Origin of the sequence: Pseudomonas sp. LjRoot277, from assembly GCF_964253845.1 — a bacterium.
In the GTDB taxonomy this organism is placed as follows: domain Bacteria; phylum Pseudomonadota; class Gammaproteobacteria; order Pseudomonadales; family Pseudomonadaceae; genus Aquipseudomonas.
The window spans coordinates 6,208,067-6,231,844 of the sequence record NZ_CAXURI020000001.1 but is presented as its reverse complement, the minus strand read 5'-3'; the positions used below and the strand labels follow the sequence as shown (position 1 = coordinate 6,231,844).

Genomic DNA, 23,778 nt, shown 5'->3' with positions numbered 1-23,778 from the left:
GTTTTCCTGTCGGCCGCGGCCGGCACCAAGTTTGCGCGAATGAGGACAAGTGTTATGGGTAAGAATGTCGTAGTCCTGGGCACCCAATGGGGTGATGAGGGCAAAGGCAAGATCGTTGATCTGCTGACCGAACATGCTGCCGCCGTAGTGCGCTACCAGGGTGGCCACAACGCTGGTCACACCCTGGTGATCGATGGCGAAAAAACCGTCTTGCACCTGATCCCGTCGGGCGTGCTGCGCGAAGGCGTGCAGTGCCTGATCGGCAACGGTGTGGTGGTTGCACCCGACGCTCTGCTGCGGGAAATCATCAAGCTGGAAGAGAAAGGCGTACCGGTGCGCGAGCGCCTGCGTATCAGCCCGTCCTGCCCGCTGATCCTGTCCTATCACGTAGCGCTGGACCAGGCGCGTGAAAAGGCCCGTGGCGAGCTGAAGATCGGTACTACCGGTCGCGGCATCGGCCCGGCGTACGAAGACAAGGTTGCACGTCGTGGCCTGCGCATCGGTGACCTGTTCCACCGTGAGCGTTTCGCCGCCAAGCTGGGCGAGTTGCTGGATTACCACAACTTCGTTCTGGTCAATTACTACAAAGAGCCGGCGATCGACTTCCAGAAAACACTCGACGAGTGCATGGAATACGCCGAGCTGCTGAAGCCGATGATGCTCGACGTCACCGCTGAGCTGCACGAACTGCGTCGCGCTGGCAAAGACATCATGTTCGAAGGCGCCCAAGGCTCCCTGCTGGACATCGACCACGGCACCTACCCGTACGTCACCAGCTCCAACACCACTGCGGGCGGCATCGCTACCGGTTCGGGTTTTGGTCCGATGTACCTGGATTACATCCTCGGCATCACCAAGGCCTACACCACTCGCGTCGGTTCGGGTCCGTTCCCGACTGAGCTGTTTGATGATGTGGGTGCTTTCCTGGCCAAGCGTGGCCACGAGTTCGGCGCTACCACTGGCCGTGCCCGTCGTTGCGGCTGGTTCGATGCCGTCATCCTGCGTCGCGCTATCGACGTCAACAGCATCTCGGGCCTGTGCCTGACCAAGCTGGACGTGCTGGACGGTCTGGAAACCATCAACATCTGCGTTGGCTACAAGAACCAGGATGGTGCAGTGATTGACGCACCGACTGACGCCGACAGCTACATCGGCCTGGAGCCGGTGTACGAAGAGATGCCAGGCTGGACCGAATCCACCGTCGGTGCCAAGACCCTGGAAGAGCTGCCACAGGCTGCACGCAACTACATCAAACGCGTTGAAGAGTTGGTCGGTGCGCCGATCGACATTATTTCGACGGGCCCGGACCGCAACGAAACCATCGTTCTGCGTCACCCGTTCGCTTAATAAGTCGTTGATGTAAAACACAAAGGCCCCTTGATTGGGGCCTTTGTCGTTTCTGTCTGTCGGACGGCACGACCCTTGCTGTGAACTTCATTAAGCGCATCGCTTCTAGCGTGCCATCAATTTAATGGCGTTAAAGCAGAGGGATTCTAAGTGTCGGCCGTTCTCTCACTGTTACAAAGCCGTCTATTACGGCCTGTGTTCGTTACCCTTGGTATCGCACTGTTGGTGCAGGTGCTGGTGGCTGTCGCCCTGACTCGGAGCACAGTGACCGCACTGGAAGCCGATCTGGGTGTGCGCCTGGGTGCCGACAGTCAAAAACTTTCCGGGGAACTTGAGCAGGCAGGGCGTGAAGTCACGTCGAGCCTCGACAGCCTCTCCACTAGCACGCGTCAGCGCCTTACGGCGGGATTGTCCTCGCGATTGAAGGACGAGCAGGCGCAACTGCGTGCGACGCTGGAAAAGGATCTGAAGGACTCCGCCAATGATATGGCGCAGCTTCTGGCTTCGGTCGCACCCCGCGCCATGTGGGACAGCGACGTTCCAACCCTGTCCGAGTTCGCCCGCCGGGCTCAGCGTAATCCCAACGTGTTGTTCGTGGTCTACGACGACGCGACGGGGCAGCATCTGACGCGCTACCTCAACCGCGAAAACCCGATCAACAAAGCGCTGCTCGAGAAGGGGCAGGGCGAGCGTGCCCTGGACAAGTTGCTGGATGCGGCGAAGAACGATCCGTCGGTCTATTACCTCGAAGCTTCGATCAATCCTAACGGCGTGGAAATCGGCAAGGTCTTGATGGGCGTCTCGACCGCCTCGGTGGAAACCGATCTGGCGGCCCTGGACAAACGCTTCTCGGCGCTGATCGCCAGCAGCGATCAATTGGTGGGCGACAGCCTCAAGGGCGCGGCGGCTGACAGCGCCACGGCGATGCGTGCGCGTCTGACGTCCGCTCAGTCCACGGCATCTGAAATGAAAGCCAATACCACCAGCACTGTGCAGGAGGCTGCGGCGACCTTACGCTGGCGCATCGGCATGGGCCTGGCGCTGGTCGGTTGTGGTGTGCTGCTGTTGCTCGCGGTGGTGCTGGGTCGTCGAGTGGTCAACCGCTTGAAGATGCTGATCAGCGCCATGGATGATTTGGCGGCGGGCGAGGGCGACCTGACCAAGCGTGTGCAGATCAACAGCAAAGACGAAATCGGCGACATGGCCTCGGCGGTCAATCGCTTTGTGGATAAGTTGCAGCCGATCGTGCGCGAAGCGGGCGATGTGGCTCAGCGTACCGGTGTGGAAATCGGCGCGATGACCTTGCGCAATGCCGGGGCCGATAAAGCGGCGGGCATGCAGCGCGATGAAGTGGCCGAGAGCCTGCGTGCGTTGTCGCAAATGGCTGACGAAGCCCAGTCTGAAAGTCATGCCATGCAGGCAGCCTTGCAGCAAGTGGTGGATATTCGTTCGGCCACGGATGAAAACACGCGGACGTCGGCAAAAGTCGGTAGCCTGATCGAGGCGTTGGCCGGGCAGGTCGACACCGGGGCGAAAGTCATCGAGCGGCTGGCGCAGCAGAGTGAGCAGATTGAAGTGGTGCTGACGGTGATTCACGGAATCGCCGAGCAAACCAACCTGCTGGCGCTGAACGCGGCCATTGAGGCAGCGCGTGCGGGCGAGACTGGTCGCGGGTTTGCCGTGGTGGCCGATGAAGTGCGGGCGCTGGCGAGCAAGACACAAAGCTCTACCGGCGACATTCAGGCGCACATCGTTGCGTTGCAGCAAGGTGCGCGTGAGGCGGTGGCCGCGATCGGTCAGGCCGGGCGACAGGCCAGTGAAGGTTTGCTGGTGTTGCGTGACAGTGCGCGGTTGCAGCAATCGGTGCAGGCGTCGGTCGAGCAAGTGCATGCGGCGATAGGTCTGGCAACCCAGGCGGCTGCCCATCAGGCACAAGGCGCGCAAGCGGTGCGTGGTCGGGTTGAAACCATTCATGCGCAGGCTGAGAAAGCGGCTCAAGCGGTAGTGGAAACCACGGCCAGTGGCAAGGTGCTGGATGGCTTGGCGGCGCAGTTGAAGGCGAGCCTGGGGCAGTTCCGGGCTTAGGATGTTCTTTGTTTGGACTGGCCTCTTCGCGAGCAAGCCCGCTCCCACATTGGAATGCATTCCCCTGTGGGAGCGGGCTTGCTCGCGAAAGCGGTCTTAACGGCTCAAATACATCCGGGTAGTTAGCAGATAAACCGGCAACCCCGACACCAATATCAACAACGCCGCATAAGGCGCCGCCGCCGCAAACTCCACATTCGCGGTATGCGCCCAGACTTCCGTCGCCAGCGTATTGAGTCCGGTCGGACTCAGCAGCAGCGTCGCTGTCAGCTCCTTCATCGCATCCAGAAAAACTAGCGCAAACGCCGCGCCGAGTGCAGGGAAGATGATCGGTAACGTCACCCGGCAAAACGCGCTGAAGGACGACGCTCCCAGCGTGCGTGCAGCCTCTTCCAGTTGCGGCGCAGCTTTGTTCAGTGCCGTACGAATTGGCGCCTGCGCCAGTGGCAGAAACAACAGCGCATAAGCAATCAGCAACAATGCTGAAGTCTGGTACAGCGCCGGCACATAATGCAGGGCGAAATACACCAGCGTCAGCGCGATCACCAGTCCTGGCAGCGCATGCAGCAGATACGGCAAGCGTTCGGCCCAGATTGCCAATTGGCCTTTGTAGCGCACCACCAGCAATCCCACCGGCACGGCCAGCACCAGGCACAGCGCGGCGCCACCTAGCGACAACGCCAGGGAGGAGAGCAGCGCCTCGCTGATCGCAGCTACCGGGAACGCAGCCGACGAACCCACTGCCAGCCAGTACGCCAGCATTCCGAGCGGAATACCGCTGCCGATGATCGCCAGCGCCAGGCAATAAAGTTGTCCGGCAGCAGCCCACGGCCCCAGCCGAACCTGTTCCGCATGCCGGGCCGCGCCCTGACCGGTACGCACGTGTCGGCCCTTGCCTCGTACGCGCAGTTCCAACCAAAGCAGCATCAGACACAGTGCTAGCAACACGGCGGAAAGCATCGCAGCATTTGCGTTACTGAATTCCAGTTCGAACTGTTGATAGATCGCGGTGGTAAAGGTTTGCAGTCCGATGATCGACAACGCACCGAATTCCACCAGCATGTGCAGCGCGATCAGCAGTGAGCCGGCGAGCAGTGATGGCCAGAGCAGCGGCAGGGTAATTCTGAAAAACACACCCCAGCGATTCTGTCCCAGTGTGCGGGCGGATTCTTCGAGGGAGGGATCGAGATTGCGCAGGGTCGCCGCGACCGGCAGAAAGATCAGCGGGTACTTGGACAGGGTCATCACCAGGATTGCCCCGCCCAAGCCTTCGAAATGAGCGCTCAGCGATACCCAGGTAAAGCTGCTGACAAATGCCGGTACCGCGAACGGCAGGCACAGAATCACGCCCCACAAGCGCCGTCCCGGCAAGTTGCTGCGCTCAAGCAGCCAAGCCAGCGACAGGCCAATCACGCCACAGGCGAGCGTCACACCGACCATCAGCGCCAGGGTGTTGCGCAGCAGGCCAAACACATAAGGTCGCCACAACAAATGCAGCGCCTCAGCCCAGCCGGCCTGCCAGGTTTTGAGCCCTACATACGCCAGCGGTAACAGGCTGAGTACCACCAGCAGCAAAACCGGTAGCAACAGCCAGATCGATGGCCGCTTGCGCCGTGGCACATAACCCCCGCGCGCGACGGGGGCGGATAACGATGCGCTCATCAGTTCAAGCCAACGTCACGTTCCAGGTCCAGGGCTTCTTCGGCATTGCCCAAGTCGGCTGGCGTGACTTTCGGTGCCTCAAGTTCGCTGAACGGCTTGAGCCCACGATCCGATTCCATGCCTTTGTGCAGCGGGTATTCGGCGGTGGTCTGGGTGATCACGCGCTGACCTTCTTCGCTGGCCATGTAGGCGAGAAACTGCTGGGCTTCTTTTGGATGCTTGCTGGATTTCAGCACGGCCGCACTGGATACGGTGATCAGTCCGCCGACGTCGCCGCCGGTGAAGTAATACAGTTTCGAATCGAGCTGACCTTTTTCACGCTGCAAGGCGAACCAGTAATAGTTGTTCACCAGCACGGTAGCGACTTCGCCGTTTTCCACCGCCTTCAGTGCAACCATGTTGTTGCTGTAGGTCTTGCCGAAAGCACGCAAGCCGGTCAGCCATTCTTCGGCCGCGTCCATGCCATGCACTTTGATGATCGCCACGGCTTGTTCCTGAAACGCGCCGCTGGTGGGCACGAAGCCGACCTTGCCTTGCCATTTCGGATCGGAGAACTCCATGACCGATTTGGGCAGGTCTTTTTCATCGATCAGTTTCGGGTTGAAGGCGACCACGCGGACCCGTGCGGTGACACCGATCCAGGTGCCGTTGCCGGCGACGTAGTCTTTCGGCAGAACGGCAAGGGTGGCGGCATCGGTCTGCGCCAGCAGGCCTTGTTCGCCGAGTTTGTTCAGTGGTGGCGATTCTTCGGTGTAGATCACGTCGGCAGGGGAGCGATCGCCCTCTTCGACGACCTGGCTGGCGAGCTGGTTGCTGCTGCCTTTGCGCACATTGACGTGAGTCCCGGTCTTGGCTTCGAAGGCTTTGGCGATAGCGTCGCCGACTTCCTTGTGTTGACCGTTATAGAGTGTCAGGGAAACCGGTTCGTCGGCTTGGGTGAGGGGAGTGGCGAGTGCCAGGCCGAGCAGGGTTATGGTCAGACCGCGGCGCAGGGTATTTCGAAACATCATTCGCAAGGTTCCTCACTGTCGCATTGCAAAAACTTGAAACAATGATAAACGATATTGTTTCTCAAGTGCGCCTTGCAGCGGGTGAGGGGTTGGTACACAAACCCCGGAAACGCAAAAACCCGCTCTCGCGGGTTTTTGTGAAATTTCAGATCGACTCTGAAATTTGAATTGGTGCCCAGAAGAAGACTCGAACTTCCACGACCTTGCGGTCACCAGCACCTGAAGCTGGCGTGTCTACCAATTTCACCATCTGGGCATAATCTTCAGCGTTGCCGCTGTTGATGTGGCGCACTATACGGAGAGCTTTTTGATCTGTAAACCCCTGATTTAGTTTTAATAAATCAGGGGCTTAGAATGCAAAAAACCCGCTTTCGCGGGTTTTTGTGTGAGCCTTGAAATTGAACTAATCTCAAGCTCGAAATTGGTGCCCAGAAGAAGACTCGAACTTCCACGACCTTGCGGTCACCAGCACCTGAAGCTGGCGTGTCTACCAATTTCACCATCTGGGCATTATCGACAATGCGTCTGCGTCGTCGATGGCGCGCACTATACGGAGCGTCTTTTTAACTGTAAACCCCTGAAGTCGAAAAAACCTGGAAAATTTTACCAGTGGCATTTAATTCAGCTTCGCGGTGTCGATAAAGGGCTTTAGATGGGCTGTCATAGCCTGAAATTTCCCGTTTCATTACGCCTATGCCAAACTAACCCGCATATAGACAAGGTGAAAACTCTCTAATGGCCGATTGGCAGTCCCTCGATCCCGAGGCCGCTCGTGAAGCGGAAAAATATGAAAACCCTATTCCTAGCCGCGAACTGATCCTTCAGCACCTTGCTGATCGGGGTTCGCCTGCTAACCGCGAGCAGTTGGTCGAAGAGTTTGGTCTGACCACAGAAGACCAGATCGAAGCTCTGCGCCGCCGCCTGCGCGCCATGGAGCGCGACGCTCAACTCATCTATACCCGTCGCGGCACCTATGCGCCGGTGGACAAGCTCGACCTGATCCTGGGCCGCATCAGCGGTCACCGTGACGGCTTCGGCTTCCTGGTCCCGGACGACGGCAGTGACGACCTGTTCATGAGCCCGGCGCAAATGCGTCTGGTGTTCGATGGTGACCGTGCGCTGGCCCGTGTTTCCGGTCTCGACCGTCGCGGTCGTCGCGAAGGCATGATTGTCGAAGTCGTATCCCGTGCCCACGAGACGATCGTTGGTCGCTACTTTGAAGAGGGCGGTATCGGCTTCGTTGTTGCGGACAATCCGAAGATCCAGCAAGAAGTGCTGGTCACGCCGGGCCGTAACGCCAACGCCCAGATCGGTCAGTTCGTCGAAGTGAAGATCACTCACTGGCCGACGCCACGCTTCCAGCCGCAAGGCGACGTGGTCGAAGTCGTGGGCAACTACATGGCGCCGGGCATGGAAATCGACGTTGCCCTGCGCACCTACGATATTCCTCACGTCTGGCCTGAGGCTGTGCTGAAAGAAGCCGCCAAGCTCAAGCCGGAAGTCGAAGAGAAAGACAAAGAGAAGCGCATCGACCTGCGCCATCTGCCGTTCGTGACCATCGACGGCGAAGATGCGCGCGACTTCGATGATGCGGTCTACTGCGAAGCCAAGCCGGGCAAGCTGCGCCTGTTCTCCGGCGGCTGGAAGTTGTACGTGGCGATTGCCGACGTTTCCAGCTACGTGAAAATCGGTTCGGCTCTGGACAACGAGTCCCAGGTTCGTGGCAACTCGGTGTACTTCCCCGAGCGCGTCGTGCCGATGCTGCCTGAGCAGCTGTCCAACGGCCTGTGCTCGCTGAACCCGCACGTCGATCGTCTGGCCATGGTTTGCGAGATGACCATCTCCAAATCCGGCGAAATGACCGACTACTGCTTCTACGAAGCGGTGATCCACTCCCACGCTCGCCTGACCTACAACAAAGTCAGCGCGATGCTGGAAACGCCGAAACTCACCGAGGCGCGTCAGCTTCGTGGTGAGTACAACGACGTTCTGCCGCACCTCAAGCAACTTTATGCACTGTACAAAGTGCTGCTGGCCGCTCGTCACGTGCGTGGCGCGATCGATTTCGAAACGCAGGAAACCCGGATCATCTTCGGGACCGAGCGCAAGATTGCCGAAATCCGTCCGACCGTTCGTAACGACGCCCACAAGCTGATCGAGGAATGCATGCTGGCGGCCAACGTGGCCACCGCCGAATTCCTGAAAAAGCACGAAATCCCTGCGCTGTATCGCGTCCACGATGGCCCGCCACCGGAGCGTCTGGAAAAACTGCGCGCCTTCCTTGGCGAGCTCGGTCTGTCCCTGCACAAAGGCAAGGACGGCCCGTCGCCGAAGGATTACCAGGCACTGCTGGCGAGCATCAAGGACCGTCCGGATTTCCATCTGATCCAGACCGTCATGCTGCGTTCGTTGAGCCAAGCGGTGTATAGCGCCGATAACCAGGGCCACTTCGGCCTGAATTACGAAGCCTATACCCACTTCACCTCGCCGATCCGCCGCTACCCGGACTTGCTCACGCACCGGGCGATTCGCAGCGTCATCCATTCGAAAATGGACACCCCGCACGTTCGCCGTGCTGGCGCGATGACCATTCCGAAGGCGCGCATCTACCCGTACGACGAAGCGATTCTGGAACAGCTCGGCGAGCAGTGCTCGATGAGCGAGCGCCGTGCCGACGAAGCGACCCGCGATGTCGTGAACTGGCTCAAGTGCGAGTTCATGAAAGACCGTGTGGGCGAGTCGTTCCCTGGTGTGATCACTGCCGTGACCGGTTTTGGTCTGTTCGTCGAGCTGACCGATATCTACGTCGAAGGCCTGGTGCACGTCACCGCGCTGCCGGGCGATTACTACCACTTCGATCCTGTGCACCACCGCCTGGCCGGTGAACGTACCGGGCGCAGCTTCCGCCTTGGCGATACCGTTGAAGTGCGCGTCATGCGCGTCGACCTCGACGAGCGCAAGATCGACTTCGAGATGGCTGAAAAAACCATCAGCGCGCCGATTGGCCGCAAGAAGCGCGGGACTGAAACCACTGCACCTGCTACCAAAACGGCTGCAGAGCCGGCCCCGGCGAAAACCGGTCGTCGTCCTGCCAAGGAAAAAGCCGTAGAAGCCTATCGCCCGAGCGATGCCGCGGCGAAAAATGCTGAATTGCGCAAAAGCCGCGAAATGAAGCAGGCGTTGCTGTCTGAAGCGAAAAGCGGCGGTAAAGCGGCGTCTGGGGGAAAGACCGGACGGTCGGCGCCTGACAAGGCTCCCGGCGGCAAGCCAGCCAAACCGAGCAAGCACCGTAAAGGCCCGCCAAAAGCGGGTTCTGCTCCAGCCGCCAAAAGCGGCGGGGCGCGTAAACCGAAGGCCAAGTCATGAGTCAGTTGGAAAAGATCTACGGCGTGCACGCTGTAGAAGCGTTACTGCGTCACCACCCAAAACGCGTCAAGCAGATCTGGCTGGCCGAAGGCCGCAGTGATCCGCGGGTTCAGACGCTGATCGAGTTGGCGAACGAAAATCGCGTGGCCGTCGGCAACGCCGAGCGCCGTGAGCTGGATGCCTGGGTTGATGGCGTGCACCAGGGCGTGGTGGCGGACGTGAGTCCGAGCCAGGTCTGGGGCGAGGCGATGCTCGACGAGCTGCTCGATCGCACCGAAGGCGCGCCGCTGTTGCTGGTACTCGACGGCGTGACCGATCCGCACAACCTCGGCGCTTGCCTGCGTTCGGCTGATGCGGCGGGCGCACTGGCGGTGATCGTGCCGAAGGACAAGTCAGCCACGCTGACCCCAACGGTACGTAAAGTTGCCTGCGGTGCGGCGGAAGTGATTCCGTTGGTCGCCGTGACCAACCTGGCGCGCACCCTGGAAAAACTCAAGCAGCGCGGCTTGTGGGTTGTCGGTACGGCGGGCGAGGCCGAGCAGAGTCTGTATCAACAAGACATGACTGGCCCGACCATCCTGATCATGGGCGCGGAAGGCAGCGGCATGCGTCGCCTGACTCGCGATCTTTGCGATTACCTGGTGCGCCTGCCGATGGCCGGCAGTGTCAGCAGTCTCAACGTATCCGTGGCGACCGGCGTGTGCCTGTTCGAGGCCCTGCGCCAGCGCAGTGTCAAGGCTGCGGCGTCTACCAAAAAGTCTTAAGTCGCACGCGATCCAAATGTGGGAGCGGGCTTGCTCGCGAAGAGGGAGTGTCAGTCGACATCAATGTTGACTGATGTACCGCATTCGCGAGCAAGCCCGCTCCCACATTGGTTCTGTGTCAGGGCAAAGATCGGTGGTGCGAACGAACTGTTCAAATAATCACCAATTGCCTTGCACCTCTTCTGTCCCTTCTCTACAATTGCGCCCCTTGCTGTGACGGCAGGCACGCATGTGTCTATCGCAAGCAAGTCCATAAGTGTCATTCACTCCTTGTCTGACCGCTTTTGAGCGGCAGGCTACAACCCGTAAGGAGCATTCATGCGTCATTACGAAATCATCTTTTTGGTCCACCCGGATCAAAGCGAGCAAGTCGGCGGCATGGTAGAGCGTTACACCAAGCTGATCGAAGAAGACGGCGGCAAAATCCACCGTCTGGAAGATTGGGGCCGTCGTCAACTGGCCTACGCAATCAACAATGTTCACAAGGCTCACTACGTGATGCTGAACGTTGAGTGCACTGGCAAGGCCCTGGCCGAGCTGGAAGACAACTTCCGCTACAACGATGCAGTGATCCGTAACCTGGTCATCCGTCGCGAAGAAGCCGTTACCGGCCAATCCGAGATGCTCAAGGCTGAAGAAAACCGCAGTGAGCGCCGTGAGCGTCGCGACCGTCCTGAGCACGAAGGCGCTGAAAGCGCTGATAGTGATGACAGCGACAACAGCGATAACGCTGACGAGTAATCCACGGACCTTTTAAGGAGCCTATCAAATGGCACGTTTCTTCCGTCGTCGTAAATTCTGCCGCTTCACCGCTGAAGACGTGAAAGAGATCGATTACAAAGATCTCAACACTCTGAAAGCTTATGTATCCGAGACCGGCAAAATCGTTCCAAGCCGCATCACCGGTACCAAAGCACGTTATCAGCGTCAGCTGGCCACCGCTATCAAGCGCGCCCGCTTCCTGGCCCTGCTGGCCTACACCGACAGCCACGGCCGCTGAGACCGGGCAGTCGACACGTAGCAAAGGATTGAAAGCATGCGTGCCATAGCTGAGTTCATCATGCGCGGCCGTATGCAGGCCACTCTCGTAGTGGCTGGATGCGCAACATTGCCGTTGTTGTATTGGTTGGGTGCTGCCGCTGGTTGCCTTGTGCTCCTGCGGCGCGGATTGAAGGACGCCCTGGGCGTTCTTGCTCTGGGACTGCTGCCGGCGTTGATCTGGTGGCTTTACTCCGATGACCCACGGGCACTTCTGGTGCTGCTGGGATCTTGGAGCCTTGCGTTGGTTTTGCGCGCAAGCGAGTCCTGGAACCGCGTGCTGCTGGTCAGCATAGCGATGGGAGTGGTGTTTTCAGTGGTGCTGGGGACGATTTTTGGTCCCCAAATCGAGATGCTGGCGCAGGCTTTGATAAAAGTCATGCCGTCGCTACTCGGTGATGTCTACCAGAAGTTGTCGGTAGACGAGCAAGCGCATTTTGCGTCCCTGATCGCACCGGTCCTGACCGGCCTGATTGCGGCCTTGTTGCAAATCGTCAGTGTGCTGAGCCTGCTTGTCGGGCGCTACTGGCAGGCGTTGTTGTACAACCCGGGTGGTTTTGGTCGCGAGTTTCGCGCCATCCGATTCCCGCTTTTGCCGGCGATGTTGCTGCTGGCGTGCATGCTTCTGGGGCCGAACATCGGTCCGCAGATGGCCATGTTGACGCCGTTGTGCAGTGTACCGCTGGTGTTCGCCGGGCTGGCCCTGATTCACGGGCTGGTGGCGCAAAAGCGACTGGCCAGGTTCTGGCTGGTGGGGTTGTACGTCACGCTGTTGCTGTTCATGCAGCTGATCTATCCGTTGCTGGTGGTCTTGGCCATCGTCGACAGCCTGATTGATTTTCGCGGTCGTTCGACGCCGAAAGACGTCGATAGCGCGAACGGTGAAGGTTAAAAGTTAAGAGGATTTTCACATGCAACTGATCCTTCTGGAAAAAGTCACCAACCTGGGCAACCTGGGTGACAAAGTGAACGTTAAGGCTGGTTACGGTCGTAACTACCTGCTGCCTTACGGCAAAGCTACCGCTGCGACCGCTGCCAACCTGGCTGCGTTCGAAGAGCGTCGCGCTGAGCTGGAAAAAGCCGCAGCAGATCGTAAAATTTCGGCTGAAAGCCGTGCCGCCCAACTGGCTGAGCTGGAAGTGACTATCACTGCCACCGCTGGCGACGAAGGCAAGCTGTTCGGTTCGATCGGTACTCACGACATCGCTGATGCACTGACCGCCTCTGGCGTTGAAGTTGCAAAAAGCGAAGTTCGTCTGCCGAACGGCACTATCCGCAACGTAGGCGAATTCGACGTAGCCGTGCACCTGCACGCCGAAGTTGAAGCCACCGTACGCGTTGTCGTGGTAGCAGCTTAAGCAGCACTTGTCGGCTGGCACCCTCGGGTGCTTGCCGGTAACATCGGGCACGATCCTGTTTACAGGTCGTGCCCTTTGTCTTTCTGCAGTTCCTGATTTTCACACACTCAATTCAAGTGGCCATGAACGATATCTCCGCTCCCGAGCAATACGATCTGCAAACCGCTGCCCTGAAGGTGCCGCCGCATTCCATCGAGGCCGAACAGGCCGTGCTCGGTGGTTTGATGCTGGACAACAACGCCTGGGAACGCGTGCTTGATCAGGTGTCGGACGGCGATTTCTATCGACATGACCACCGCCTGATCTTCCGTGCGATCGCCAAGCTCGCCGACCAGAACTCGCCGATCGACGTCGTGACCCTTGCCGAGCAATTGGACAAGGAAGGTCAGACCTCGCAAGTCGGCGGCCTCGGATACCTTGGCGAACTGGCAAAAAACACGCCGTCTGTCGCCAACATCAAGGCTTATGCGCAGATCGTTCGTGCGCGGGCGACGTTGCGGCAGTTGATCGGCATCGCCACCGAAATCGCTGACAGCGCCTTCAATCCGGAAGGTCGCTCCGCAGAAGAGATCCTCGACGAAGCCGAACGGCAGATCTTCCAGATCGCCGAGGCCCGGCCAAAAACCGGCGGCCCGGTGAGCGTGAACGACCTGCTGACCAAGGCCATCGACCGCATCGACACCTTGTTCAACACTGACAACGCCATTACCGGCCTGTCCACCGGTTACACCGATCTCGATGGTATGACCAGCGGCCTGCAACCGTCCGACCTGATCATCGTCGCCGGCCGTCCATCCATGGGTAAAACCACCTTTGCGATGAACCTGGTGGAAAACGCCGTGTTGCGCAGCGACAAATGCGTATTGGTTTACTCGCTGGAGATGCCAGGCGAATCGCTGATCATGCGTATGTTGTCGTCCCTTGGCCGTATCGACCAGACCAAGGTCCGTGCCGGTCGCTTGGAAGACGACGATTGGCCGCGCCTGACATCGGCGGTCAACTTGCTTAACGATCGCAAGCTGTTCATTGACGATACGGCCGGTATCAGCCCCTCGGAGATGCGTGCGCGGACCCGACGTCTGGTGCGTGAGCACGGCGATGTCGCCCTGATCATGATCGACTACCTGCAGCTGATGCAGATTCCGGGTTCGGGTGGCGACAACCGGACCAACGAGATTTCTGAAATCTCCCGTTCCTTGAAGGCCCTGGCCAAGGAATTCAACTGCCCGGTGGTGGCATTGTCCCAGCTCAACCGCTCCCTGGAGCAGCGACCGAACAAACGCCCGATCAACTCCGACCTCCGGGAATCCGGAGCGATCGAGCAGGATGCCGACGTGATCATGTTCGTGTACCGGGACGAGGTGTATCACCCGGAAACCGAGCACAAAGGCATCGCCGAGATCATCATCGGCAAGCAGCGGAACGGCCCGATCGGTACGTCACGACTGGCGTTCATCGGTAAGTACACCCGCTTCGAAAACCTGGCGCCGGGCAGCTACAACTTCGACGACGAGTAAGTTGCCGAGGGTTTCAATTTCCGACCATAGCCGTCGGAATTGGTTATTTTTTGTGCTATATTCCGCGCCCGCGATTTTTCATCTCAACACCGGTCATCGTCATGCAAACAGCCAAGCCGTTATTTGACTATCCCAAGTACTGGGCCGAATGCTTCGGTCCAGCGCCATTCCTGCCGATGAGCAGGGAGGAGATGGATCAGCTTGGCTGGGATTCATGCGACATCATCATCGTCACCGGTGATGCGTACGTTGACCATCCGTCGTTCGGCATGGCAATCATCGGCCGGCTGCTGGAGTCGCAAGGCTTTCGCGTCGGGATCATTGCGCAACCAGACTGGCAGTCTAAAGACGACTTCATGAAGCTCGGCGAGCCGAACCTGTTCTTCGGCGTCGCGGCCGGCAACATGGACTCGATGATCAACCGCTACACCGCCGATAAAAAAATCCGCTCCGATGACGCCTACACTCCCGGCGGCATGGCGGGCAAACGTCCGGACCGCGCGAGCCTGGTTTACAGTCAGCGCTGCAAGGAAGCCTACAAGAACGTGCCGATCGTTCTCGGTGGTATTGAAGCTTCCCTGCGTCGCATCGCCCACTACGATTACTGGCAGGACCGGGTTCGCAACTCGATCCTGATCGACGCCTGCGCCGACATCCTGCTCTATGGCAATGCCGAGCGTGCGATCGTCGAAGTCGCCCAGCGTCTGTCCTACGGTCACAAGATCGAAGACATCACCGATGTGCGCGGCACCGCGTTCATCCGTCGCGACACGCCGAAAGACTGGTACGAAGTCGATTCCACGCGTATCGACCGTCCGGGCAAGATCGACAAGATCATCAACCCGTACGTAAACACCCAGGACACCCAGGCCTGCGCCATCGAGCAGGAAAAGGGTCCGGTTGAAGATCCGAGCGAAGCCAAGGTCGTGCAGATTCTGGCCAGTCCGAAAATGACTCGCGACAAAACCGTAATCCGTCTGCCGTCGGTTGAAAAGGTCCGTGGTGACGCGGTTCTTTATGCGCACGCCAACCGCGTGCTGCACCTGGAAACCAACCCGGGCAACGCCCGTGCGCTGGTGCAGAAGCACGGCGAAGTCGATGTCTGGTTCAACCCGCCTCCGATTCCGATGACCACCGAAGAAATGGACTACGTGTTCGGCATGCCCTATGCGCGCATTCCGCACCCGGCGTACGGCAAGGAAAAGATCCCTGCCTACGACATGATCCGCTTCTCGGTGAACATCATGCGTGGCTGCTTCGGCGGCTGCACCTTCTGCTCGATCACCGAGCACGAAGGCCGGATCATCCAGAACCGTTCCGAAGAGTCGATCATTCGCGAAATCGAAGAGATCCGTGACAAGGTCCCAGGCTTCACCGGCGTCATTTCCGACCTCGGCGGTCCGACCGCGAACATGTACCGCATCGCCTGCAAGACCCCGGAAATCGAATCCGCGTGCCGTAAGCCTTCGTGCGTGTTCCCGGGCATTTGCCCGAACCTGAACACCGATCACTCGTCGCTGATCCAGCTGTATCGCAGCGCCCGTGCGTTGCCGGGTGTGAAGAAGATCCTGATCGCGTCCGGTCTGCGCTACGACCTCGCGGTCGAGTCGCCGGAATACGTCAAAGAGCTGGTGACCCACCACGTTGGTGGTTACCTGAAGATCGCCCCGGAACACACCGAGGAAGGTCCGCTCAATCAGATGATGAAACCGGGCATCGGCAGCTATGACAAGTTCAAGCGCATGTTCGAGAAGTACTCCAAGGAAGCCGGGAAAGAGCAGTACCTGATTCCGTACTTCATCGCCGCTCACCCGGGCACCACCGACGAAGACATGATGAACCTGGCCCTGTGGCTCAAGGGCAACGGCTTCCGTGCCGACCAGGTGCAAGCGTTCTACCCGTCACCGATGGCCACCGCCACCGCGATGTACCACTCGGGCAAGAACCCGCTGCGCAAGGTCACTTACAAGAGCGACGCCGTGACTATCGTCAAGAGCGAAGAGCAGCGTCGTCTGCACAAGGCGTTCTTGCGTTATCACGATCCGAAAGGCTGGCCGATGCTGCGTGAAGCGCTGACCCGCATGGGCCGCGCCGACCTGATCGGGCCGGGCAAAAATCAGTTGATCCCGCTGCACCAGCCGGCGACCGACAGCTACCAGAGCGCCCGTCGCAAGAACTCGACACCGGCCGGCAGCCATAAAGTGGCAGGGGAAAAGACCACCAAGATCCTGACCCAGCACACGGGCTTGCCACCGCGCGCCAGTGATGGCGGCAATCCGTGGGACAAGCGTGAACAGGCCAAGGCAGCGGCGTTCGCCCGCAACCAGCAGGCGGCCAAGGATCGCAAGGACGCGGCCAAAGGCAAAGGGCCCAAGCCTGCGCGTAAGCCGGTAGTGCCGCGCTAAGCCTCGCTTGAGCTGAACAGAACGCCAACCTTCGGGTTGGCGTTTTGCGTTGTGGCTGTCTGGAGATTGTGTTGTATCTGTGGGATCCACCCCTCATCGGAACGCCGCCCGCCCATCCCTCTCCCCACGGGGGAGAAGGGGAATGGGAGCTGATCTCCAAGCCTTTCAAAACCTGAGTTAGACGCGGGACTTTCCGGTTGCAGCATCTAGGCCAAACACCTCGGTCAGTTCCCTCTCCCTCCGGGAGAGGGCTAGGGTGAGGGTTGGATCTCAAGCCGTACACAAAACCCGACCCCAGCCCTCCCTCCGCAACATTTCCGTGCAACTCCCCCAAACCAAATTCCCGCATCGCCCGATTTTGGTGCTGTACTGCCTCAAGCAACCGGAGAAAGCGCCAGCGCTGCTGGATGGCATAAGTCTTGCGCGCTTTCGATAACGCTTAAGGCTCGCAGGAGGCACGCCGTGTCGATTCATGTCGCATTGCACCACGTCACGCATTACCGCTACGACCGCGCCGTCGAGCTCGGTCCGCAGATCGTTCGCCTGCGCCCGGCCGCCCACAGTCGCACGCGGATACTGTCCTATGCGCTGAAAGTCTCGCCGGAGCAGCACTTCATCAACTGGCAGCAGGATCCCCAGGGCAATTACCTGGCGCGGTTGGTGTTCCCGGAAAAAACCGATGAGCTACGGATCGAAGTCGATCTGCTGGCGGAGATGGCGGTCTTCAATCCGTTCGACTTCTTCCTTGAGCCCTACGCGGAAAAGATCCCGTTCGCCTACGCCGCGGATGAGCGCAAGGAACTGGCACCGTACCTGGAAACCTTGCCCCTGACGCCGAAATTCAAGGCGTATCTGGATGGCATCGACCGCACGCCACTGCCTAGCGTCGACTTCCTCGTCGCACTCAATCAGCGCCTGAGTGAAGACATTGGCTACTTGATTCGCATGGAGCCGGGCGTGCAAACGCCCGAACATACCCTCGAACATGCCTCCGGTTCCTGCCGCGATTCTGCGTGGTTGCTGGTGCAACTGTTGCGCAACCTCGGTCTGGCGGCGCGTTTCGTTTCCGGCTACCTGATTCAATTGACCGCCGACGTCAAAAGCCTCGACGGTCCGTCGGGCACTGACGTGGACTTCACCGACCTGCACGCCTGGTGCGAGGTCTATTTGCCCGGCGCTGGCTGGATCGGCCTGGACGCGACGTCAGGGCTTTTTGCCGGTGAAGGACACATTCCGTTGGCCTGTAGCCCCGATCCGGGCTCTGCGGCACCGATCAGTGGCTTGGTTGAACCGTGCGAGTGCGAATTCACCCACGAGATGTCCGTGGAACGGATTTGGGAAGCACCACGGGTAACGAAGCCCTACACCGAAGAGCAATGGCTGGCGATCCAGGCGTTGGGACGGCAGATCGATGCCGACCTGTTGGAGGGTGATGTACGCCTGACCATGGGCGGCGAACCGACGTTTGTTTCCATCGACGATCCAGACGGCGCCGAGTGGAACACTGCGGCACTGGGGCCAGACAAGCGGCGTCTGTCCGCCGAACTGTTCCAGCGCATGCGCAAGCACTACGCCCCCCAGGGCCTGGTGCATTTCGGCCAGGGCAAGTGGTACCCCGGCGAGCAATTGCCGCGCTGGTCGCTGAACTGCTACTGGCGCCGCGACGATGTACCGATCTGGCACAACAGCGCGCTGATTGCCGATGAGCAGGAAGACTACGGTGCCAATGGCGAATTGGCCGGGCGTTTTCTGGCGAGTGTCGCCGAACGCCTGAAAATTCCGACACGTTTTGTGTTTCCGGCCTACGAAGACAATTTCTATTACCTCTGGCGCGAAGGCACTTTGCCGCAGAACGTCAGCGCCGAAGACTCACGTCTTGAAGAGCCGTTGGAGCGTGCACGTCTGCGCAAAGTCTTCAGCCAGGGTCTGGACAAAGTCATCGGTCAGGTACTGCCGCTGGCGCGCACCGCCAAGGGTGATCAGTGGCAAAGCGGCCGCTGGTATCTGCGCGATGAGCATTGTCGATTGGTGCCGGGGGATTCGCCGCTGGGCTATCGCTTGCCGCTCGGCTCGCAGCCTTGGGTGAAAGCGGCGGAGTACCCGTTCATTCATCCTGTGGACCCGAATCAGGATTTCCCGGCACTGCCCGACACGGCACAACTTCAGAGCCAAGGCGAGCCTGCGGTTGCTGATGAACGCACGCCAAAGATCGACGAATCCGCCGACTGGCTGACCCGCACGGCGTTCTGTGCCGAAGCGCGAGAAGGGCGGTTGTACCTGTTCATGCCGCCGCTGGAACGGGTCGAGGATTACCTGGAACTGGTCAGCGCCATCGAAGCCACCGCCGAGGAATTGCATTGCCCGGTGTTGCTGGAAGGCTATGAACCGCCGAGCGATCCGCGGCTGAGCAACTTCCGCATCACGCCCGATCCGGGCGTGATCGAGGTCAACGTGCAGCCGTCAGCCACGTGGGATGAACTGGTCGAACGCACTGAGTTTCTTTACGAAGAGGCACGCCAGACCCGACTGACCACCGAGAAATTCATGATCGACGGCCGGCACACCGGCACCGGCGGTGGTAACCATTTCGTACTGGGTGGCGCGACACCGGCTGACTCTCCGTTTCTACGCCGTCCGGATTTGCTGCGCAGCCTGATCAGCTACTGGCATAACCACCCGTCCTTGTCCTACCTGTTTTCCGGATTGTTCATCGGCCCGACGTCTCAGGCGCCACGGGTTGATGAAGCGCGTAATGATGCGTTGTATGAACTGGAAATCGCCTTCGCCCAGATGCCTGAGCCGGGCGAGGAGTGCGCGCCGTGGCTGGTGGATCGGCTGCTGCGCAACCTGCTGATCGACGTGACCGGCAACACCCATCGTGCCGAATTTTGCATCGACAAACTGTATTCGCCGGACGGAGCTACCGGTCGCCTTGGATTGCTCGAATTGCGCGCCTTTGAAATGCCGCCCCATGCGCGCATGAGCCTGGCGCAACAGTTGTTGCTGCGGGCGTTGGTGGCTCGGTTCTGGCGCGAGCCTTATGCGCCGCCGAAACTGGCGCGCTGGGGCACAGAACTGCACGATCGTTTCCTGTTGCCGCACTTTATCGAGCAAGACTTCGCCGACGTCATCGTCGACCTCAATGCCGCCGGTTATCCCGTGCGTGCGGAGTGGTTCGCGGCGCATCTGGAGTTCCGTTTTCCCAAGGTCGGTGATTACGCGGTGAGTGGGATCGAGCTGGAATTGCGTCAAGCGCTGGAGCCCTGGCATGTGCTGGGCGAGGAGGGCGCAGTCGGCGGCACAGTGCGTTATGTGGATTCGTCGCTGGAGCGTTTGCAGGTCAAGCTCACGGGCCTGCCGCCGCAGCGTTATCTTCTGACCTGCAATGGCATCCCGGTGCCATTGCAACCCACCGGGCGGGTCGGCGAATTTGTGGCCGGCGTGCGTTTCCGCGCCTGGCAACCGGCCAACTGCCTGCAGCCGACCATCCCGGTCCACGCGCCATTGGTGTTCGACTTGCTCGACACCTGGATGCAGCGTTCGCTGGGTGGCTGTCAGTACCACGTCGCCCATCCGGGCGGGCGCAACTACGACAGCTTGCCGGTGAACGCCAATGAGGCGGAGAGCCGGCGGATGGCGCGTTTCTTCCGCATCGGACATACGCCGGGGAAACTTCCTATACCCAATATGGAAATTAACGACGAGCTGCCGATGACTCTCGATTTACGACGTTTCTAAACCGTACGCGACGCTCGGACTTTTCGTATATCCGAGCGTCATGAGCCTGCGTTAGTCTGACCGTTCTTTGCTGTCTGCCGAGCTTTCCATGCCTGACCTGCTTGACCGCTACCCGCTGACGGCGGGCACTTATCATGAACTGCTCGACGACAGCGGCGCTGTGCGCCCGCATTGGCGTCGGTTGTTCGACCAATTGCAACGCAGCACACCAACGCAATTGGTGCAGCGTCAGGCGCTGCTGACCCGGCAGATCCAGGAAAACGGCGTGACTTACAACGTCTACGCCGACCCTAAGGGTGCCGATCGGCCGTGGGAACTCGATCTGCTACCTCACGTGATTGCGGCTGATGAATGGCAGCAGTTATCGGCCGGGATCGCTCAGCGGGCACGCTTGCTCAATGCTGTGCTGGCAGATCTATACGGACCGCAACGCTTGATCGCCGAGGGTCTGCTGCCTGCTGAACTGGTCTTCGGTCACAACAACTTCCTCTGGCCCTGTCAGGGCATCACGCCACCTGATGGGGCTTTTCTGCATCTGTATGCGGTGGATCTGGCACGCACGCCTGACGGTCGCTGGTGGGTGACGGCGGACCGGACGCAAGCACCGTCCGGCGCCGGTTATGCGCTGGAAAACCGCACCATCGTGTCCCGGGCCTTTCCCGAGTTGTACCGCGATTTGAAAGTGCAGCACCTGGCCGGGTTCTTCCGCACGCTTCAGGAAACCCTGGCCCGTCAGGCGCCGAGTGATGACGACGCGCCACTGATCGTGCTGCTGACACCGGGACGTTTCAACGAAAGCTATTTTGAACACCTCTATCTGGCTCGCCAGCTCGGCTATCCGCTGGTAGAGGGCGGCGACCTGACCGTCCGGGATGCCACGGTTTACCTGAAAACCTTGAGCGGACTGCGTCGGGTCCACGCGATCATGCGGCGGCTCGACGATGACTTCTGCGACCCGCTGGAGCTGCGCACTGACTCGGCCCTTGGCGTGCCGGGATTGCTGGAAGCGGTACGCCGAGGGCGAGTGTTGGTAGCCAACGCCCTCGGCAGCGGCGTGCTGGAGTCGCCGGGGTTGTTGGGATTCCTGCCGAAGATCAATCAATTCCTGTTCGGCGAAGAATTGATCCTGCCCTCCATCGCGACCTGGTGGTGCGGTGAAGCACCGGTCCTGGCTCAGGCCCTGGAAAAATTGCCGGAGTTGTTGATCAAACCGGCGTTCCCGTCACAGAGCTTCACGCCAGTATTTGGGCGCGATTTGAGTGAAAAACAGCGTCAGGCACTGGCAGAGCGCATGCAGGCCCGGCCTTATGCCTATGTTGCGCAAGAATTGGCTCAGCTCTCTCAAGCCCCGATCTGGCAGGCTGAAGACGGTCATCTGCAACCTCGGGCCATCGGCATGCGCGTGTACGCAGTGGCCAGTCGTGAGGGCTATCGGGTCCTGCCCGGCGGCCTCACTCGCGTTGCCGCCGAGGCTGACGCCGAAGTGGTGTCGATGCAGCGCGGTGGCGCGAGCAAAGACACTTGGGTGTTGGGCGATCGCCCGCCGAGCGGTGAGCAATGGAAAACCCAGCGTAAGATCGGTGTGCACGACCTGGTAAGACGCGATCCGTATCTGCCGTCGCGGGTGGTGGAAAACCTGTTCTGGTTCGGCCGTTATTGCGAACGCTGTGATGACAGCGCGCGGCTGCTGCGGATCATGCTGGCGCGTTATGTCGATGGCGATGACCCGCAAGCCCTGGAGGCGGCGGTCGATCTGGGTGAACGGTTGATGTTGTTGCCCGATGAAGGCGAGTTGCCGGAGCGTTTAATGGCGGCATTGCTCGGCGATGACTGGTCGTTCAGCCTGCGCTCCAACCTGCAACGTTTGCAGTGGGCGGCCTCGCAGGTGCGTGGCAAGCTCTCGCGGGAAAACTGGCAAGCGCTGGTGGAGCTCCAGCGTGAAGCCATGGAGCTGGAAGCCGAAGAGCCGGATTTCGGCGAATTGCTGGATTTCCTCAACCGTCTGGTGATGTCCCTGGCGGCATTATCCGGTTTCGCCCTCGACGACATGACCCGGGACGAAGGCTGGCGCTTCCTGATGATCGGCCGCCGGATCGAACGTCTGCAATTTCTCAGCGCCAGCCTGGCAGCATTTCTGCGCGGTGCCGGTGCTTTCGATCAGGCGGGACTGGAGTGGCTGCTGGAGCTGGGCAACAGCAGCATCACTTACCGTTCGCGATACCTGGCGGTGGCGCAACTGATCCCGGTGCTCGACCTGTTGCTGCTCGACGAGCAGAACCCCCATGCCGTGCTGTTTCAGTTGAAACTGGTGACGCGTACCTTGAAACGCTTGAATGACGACTTCGGCGTACCTCGCGAAGCAGGGTTACCGCAGTTGGTGGAACGCTTGGCGCAGTTCGATCTGGGATGCCTGGAGAATTCGCTGTTCGGCGAAGCCAGCGTTCGGGCGGCCATTGAGGGGCTGGCTGACCTGCTGCAAGAGATCGCCGACGCCAGCGGGCAAGTGTCGGATCGTCTGGCCTTGCGACATTTCGCTCACGTCGATGACGTCAGCCAACGCACGGTGTCCGTCTGATGAGCGCCCATTACCAGATTCTCCACGACACCCATTATCACTACGACAGTCCAGTCTCTCTGGCCCAGCAGCTCGCGCACCTGTGGCCGCGGGCGTGTGCCTGGCAGCGATGCACCGAGCAGCAACTGCAGATCAGTCCCGCCCCGACGACCCGCCGCGATGAACTGGATGTGTTCGGTAATCCGCTGACTCGGCTGGCGTTCGAGCGGCCCCACGATGAATTGCTGGTCAATGCCCGGCTCACCGTCGAAGTGCTGGCCCGGCCTGCGCTGGATTTCAATCAATGCCCCGCGTGGGAAGAAACCCGCAACGCGCTGACCTACAGCAGTCAGCCGCTTTCCCCCGAATTGTTGGAGGCGTGTCGTTACCGGTTCGAATCGCCCTACGTGCATTTGAAGCGCAACTTCGTCGAGTTTTCCGAAAGCTGTTTTCCGTCGGGTCGGCCGCTGCTGTTGGGTGTACAGGCGCTGATGGAGAAGATCTTCAGTGAATTCACTTTCGACGCTGAAGCGACCCAAGTGGCGACGCCGCTGGTAGAAGTGCTGGAGCGCCGACGAGGTGTTTGTCAGGACTTCGCTCACCTGATGCTCGCCTGCGTACGCTCCCGTGGGTTGGCGGCGCGGTACATCAGTGGCTACCTGCTGACCCAGCCACCACCGGGCCAGCCGCGACTGATCGGCGCCGATGCGTCCCATGCCTGGGTTTCAGTGTTTTGCCCGGTGCTTGGTTGGGTGGATTTCGACCCGACCAACAACGTGCAGCCGGCGCTGGAACACATCACCTTGGCCTGGGGCCGGGATTTTTCCGATGTCTCGCCGTTGCGTGGGGTGATTCTTGGGGGCGGCAGTCATGATCCCGAGGTTAGAGTCACCGTGATGCCATTGGAATAACAAATGATCCAATGTGCATAAAT

General features: G+C 59.8%; 15 protein-coding genes and 2 tRNA genes. 13 read left to right on the top strand and 4 right to left on the bottom strand.

What is annotated here, in order from left to right; all coding sequences use genetic code 11:
• Nucleotides 1–54: 54 nt before the first annotated feature.
• Both ACSQ87_RS28910 and ACSQ87_RS28905 read left to right on the top strand, forming a co-directional pair.
• A complete protein-coding gene (locus tag ACSQ87_RS28910; RefSeq protein WP_010464193.1) occupies nt 55–1,347 on the top strand; it encodes an adenylosuccinate synthase in 1,293 nt (430 codons plus the stop codon).
• 150 nt (nt 1,348–1,497) lie between these two features.
• Nucleotides 1,498–3,432 carry a methyl-accepting chemotaxis protein gene (locus ACSQ87_RS28905; RefSeq protein ID WP_223431779.1) on the top strand — a complete coding sequence of 645 codons (1,935 nt, stop codon included), beginning with the start codon at nt 1,498–1,500 and terminating at the stop codon, nt 3,430–3,432.
• Between the two features lie 96 nt (nt 3,433–3,528).
• Here the strand turns inward: ACSQ87_RS28905 and ACSQ87_RS28900 are convergent, their stop codons facing one another.
• From ACSQ87_RS28900 to ACSQ87_RS28885, 4 genes are all read right to left on the bottom strand, one after another.
• Nucleotides 3,529–5,094 carry an ABC transporter permease gene (locus tag ACSQ87_RS28900; RefSeq protein WP_223431778.1) on the bottom strand — a complete coding sequence of 522 codons (1,566 nt, stop codon included), beginning with the start codon at nt 5,092–5,094 and terminating at the stop codon, nt 3,529–3,531.
• Nucleotides 5,094–6,104, bottom strand: coding sequence for an extracellular solute-binding protein (locus ACSQ87_RS28895; RefSeq protein WP_436274889.1), 1,011 nt, complete (start codon nt 6,102–6,104; stop codon nt 5,094–5,096). The genes ACSQ87_RS28900 and ACSQ87_RS28895 overlap by 1 nt, the downstream gene beginning before the upstream one ends.
• Nucleotides 6,105–6,273: 169 nt before the next feature.
• A tRNA-Leu gene (locus tag ACSQ87_RS28890) sits at nt 6,274–6,360 on the bottom strand.
• Between the two features lie 166 nt (nt 6,361–6,526).
• A tRNA-Leu gene (locus ACSQ87_RS28885) sits at nt 6,527–6,613 on the bottom strand.
• A gap of 226 nt (nt 6,614–6,839) precedes the next feature.
• Here ACSQ87_RS28885 and rnr point away from each other — a divergent pair.
• The 11 genes from rnr (at nt 6,840) to ACSQ87_RS28830 (ending at nt 23,755) form a co-directional block, all read left to right on the top strand.
• Nucleotides 6,840–9,470, top strand: a complete 2,631-nt coding sequence (gene rnr / locus ACSQ87_RS28880; protein WP_223431776.1) for a ribonuclease R — start codon at nt 6,840–6,842, stop codon at nt 9,468–9,470.
• Nucleotides 9,467–10,234 (top strand): 23S rRNA (guanosine(2251)-2'-O)-methyltransferase RlmB, encoded by a 768-nt coding sequence (rlmB, locus tag ACSQ87_RS28875; RefSeq protein ID WP_223431775.1) that lies wholly within the window; start codon nt 9,467–9,469, stop codon nt 10,232–10,234. Before rnr ends, rlmB begins: the two co-directional genes overlap by 4 nt.
• 318 nt (nt 10,235–10,552) lie before the next feature.
• Nucleotides 10,553–10,975: a 30S ribosomal protein S6 gene (rpsF, locus tag ACSQ87_RS28870; protein ID WP_003217491.1), complete on the top strand. Its 423-nt coding sequence runs from the start codon at nt 10,553–10,555 to the stop codon at nt 10,973–10,975.
• A gap of 28 nt (nt 10,976–11,003) precedes the next feature.
• Nucleotides 11,004–11,234 carry a 30S ribosomal protein S18 gene (gene rpsR / locus ACSQ87_RS28865; protein ID WP_002551829.1) on the top strand — a complete coding sequence of 77 codons (231 nt, stop codon included), beginning with the start codon at nt 11,004–11,006 and terminating at the stop codon, nt 11,232–11,234.
• Nucleotides 11,235–11,270: 36 nt separating this feature from the next.
• Nucleotides 11,271–12,164 (top strand): hypothetical protein, encoded by an 894-nt coding sequence (locus ACSQ87_RS28860; protein WP_223431774.1) that lies wholly within the window; start codon nt 11,271–11,273, stop codon nt 12,162–12,164.
• A 19-nt stretch (nt 12,165–12,183) separates the two neighbouring features.
• Nucleotides 12,184–12,630, top strand: a complete 447-nt coding sequence (gene rplI / locus ACSQ87_RS28855; RefSeq protein ID WP_033055552.1) for a 50S ribosomal protein L9 — start codon at nt 12,184–12,186, stop codon at nt 12,628–12,630.
• 122 nt (nt 12,631–12,752) lie between these two features.
• Nucleotides 12,753–14,147 carry a replicative DNA helicase gene (gene dnaB / locus ACSQ87_RS28850; protein WP_008157008.1) on the top strand — a complete coding sequence of 465 codons (1,395 nt, stop codon included), beginning with the start codon at nt 12,753–12,755 and terminating at the stop codon, nt 14,145–14,147.
• Nucleotides 14,148–14,248: 101 nt separating this feature from the next.
• On the top strand, nt 14,249–16,552 hold the full coding sequence (locus ACSQ87_RS28845) for a YgiQ family radical SAM protein (RefSeq protein WP_223431773.1): 2,304 nt from the start codon (nt 14,249–14,251) through the stop codon (nt 16,550–16,552).
• A 462-nt stretch (nt 16,553–17,014) separates the two neighbouring features.
• Complete coding sequence (locus ACSQ87_RS28840) at nt 17,015–20,290, top strand: DUF2126 domain-containing protein (RefSeq protein WP_436274888.1); 3,276 nt, start codon at nt 17,015–17,017, stop codon at nt 20,288–20,290.
• Between the two features lie 88 nt (nt 20,291–20,378).
• The gene (locus ACSQ87_RS28835; protein ID WP_436274887.1) at nt 20,379–22,865 is read left to right on the top strand and encodes a circularly permuted type 2 ATP-grasp protein; all 2,487 of its coding nucleotides are present in this window, start codon (nt 20,379–20,381) and stop codon (nt 22,863–22,865) included.
• Nucleotides 22,865–23,755: a transglutaminase family protein gene (locus tag ACSQ87_RS28830; RefSeq protein ID WP_436274886.1), complete on the top strand. Its 891-nt coding sequence runs from the start codon at nt 22,865–22,867 to the stop codon at nt 23,753–23,755. The genes ACSQ87_RS28835 and ACSQ87_RS28830 overlap by 1 nt, the downstream gene beginning before the upstream one ends.
• Nucleotides 23,756–23,778: the final 23 nt, after the last annotated feature.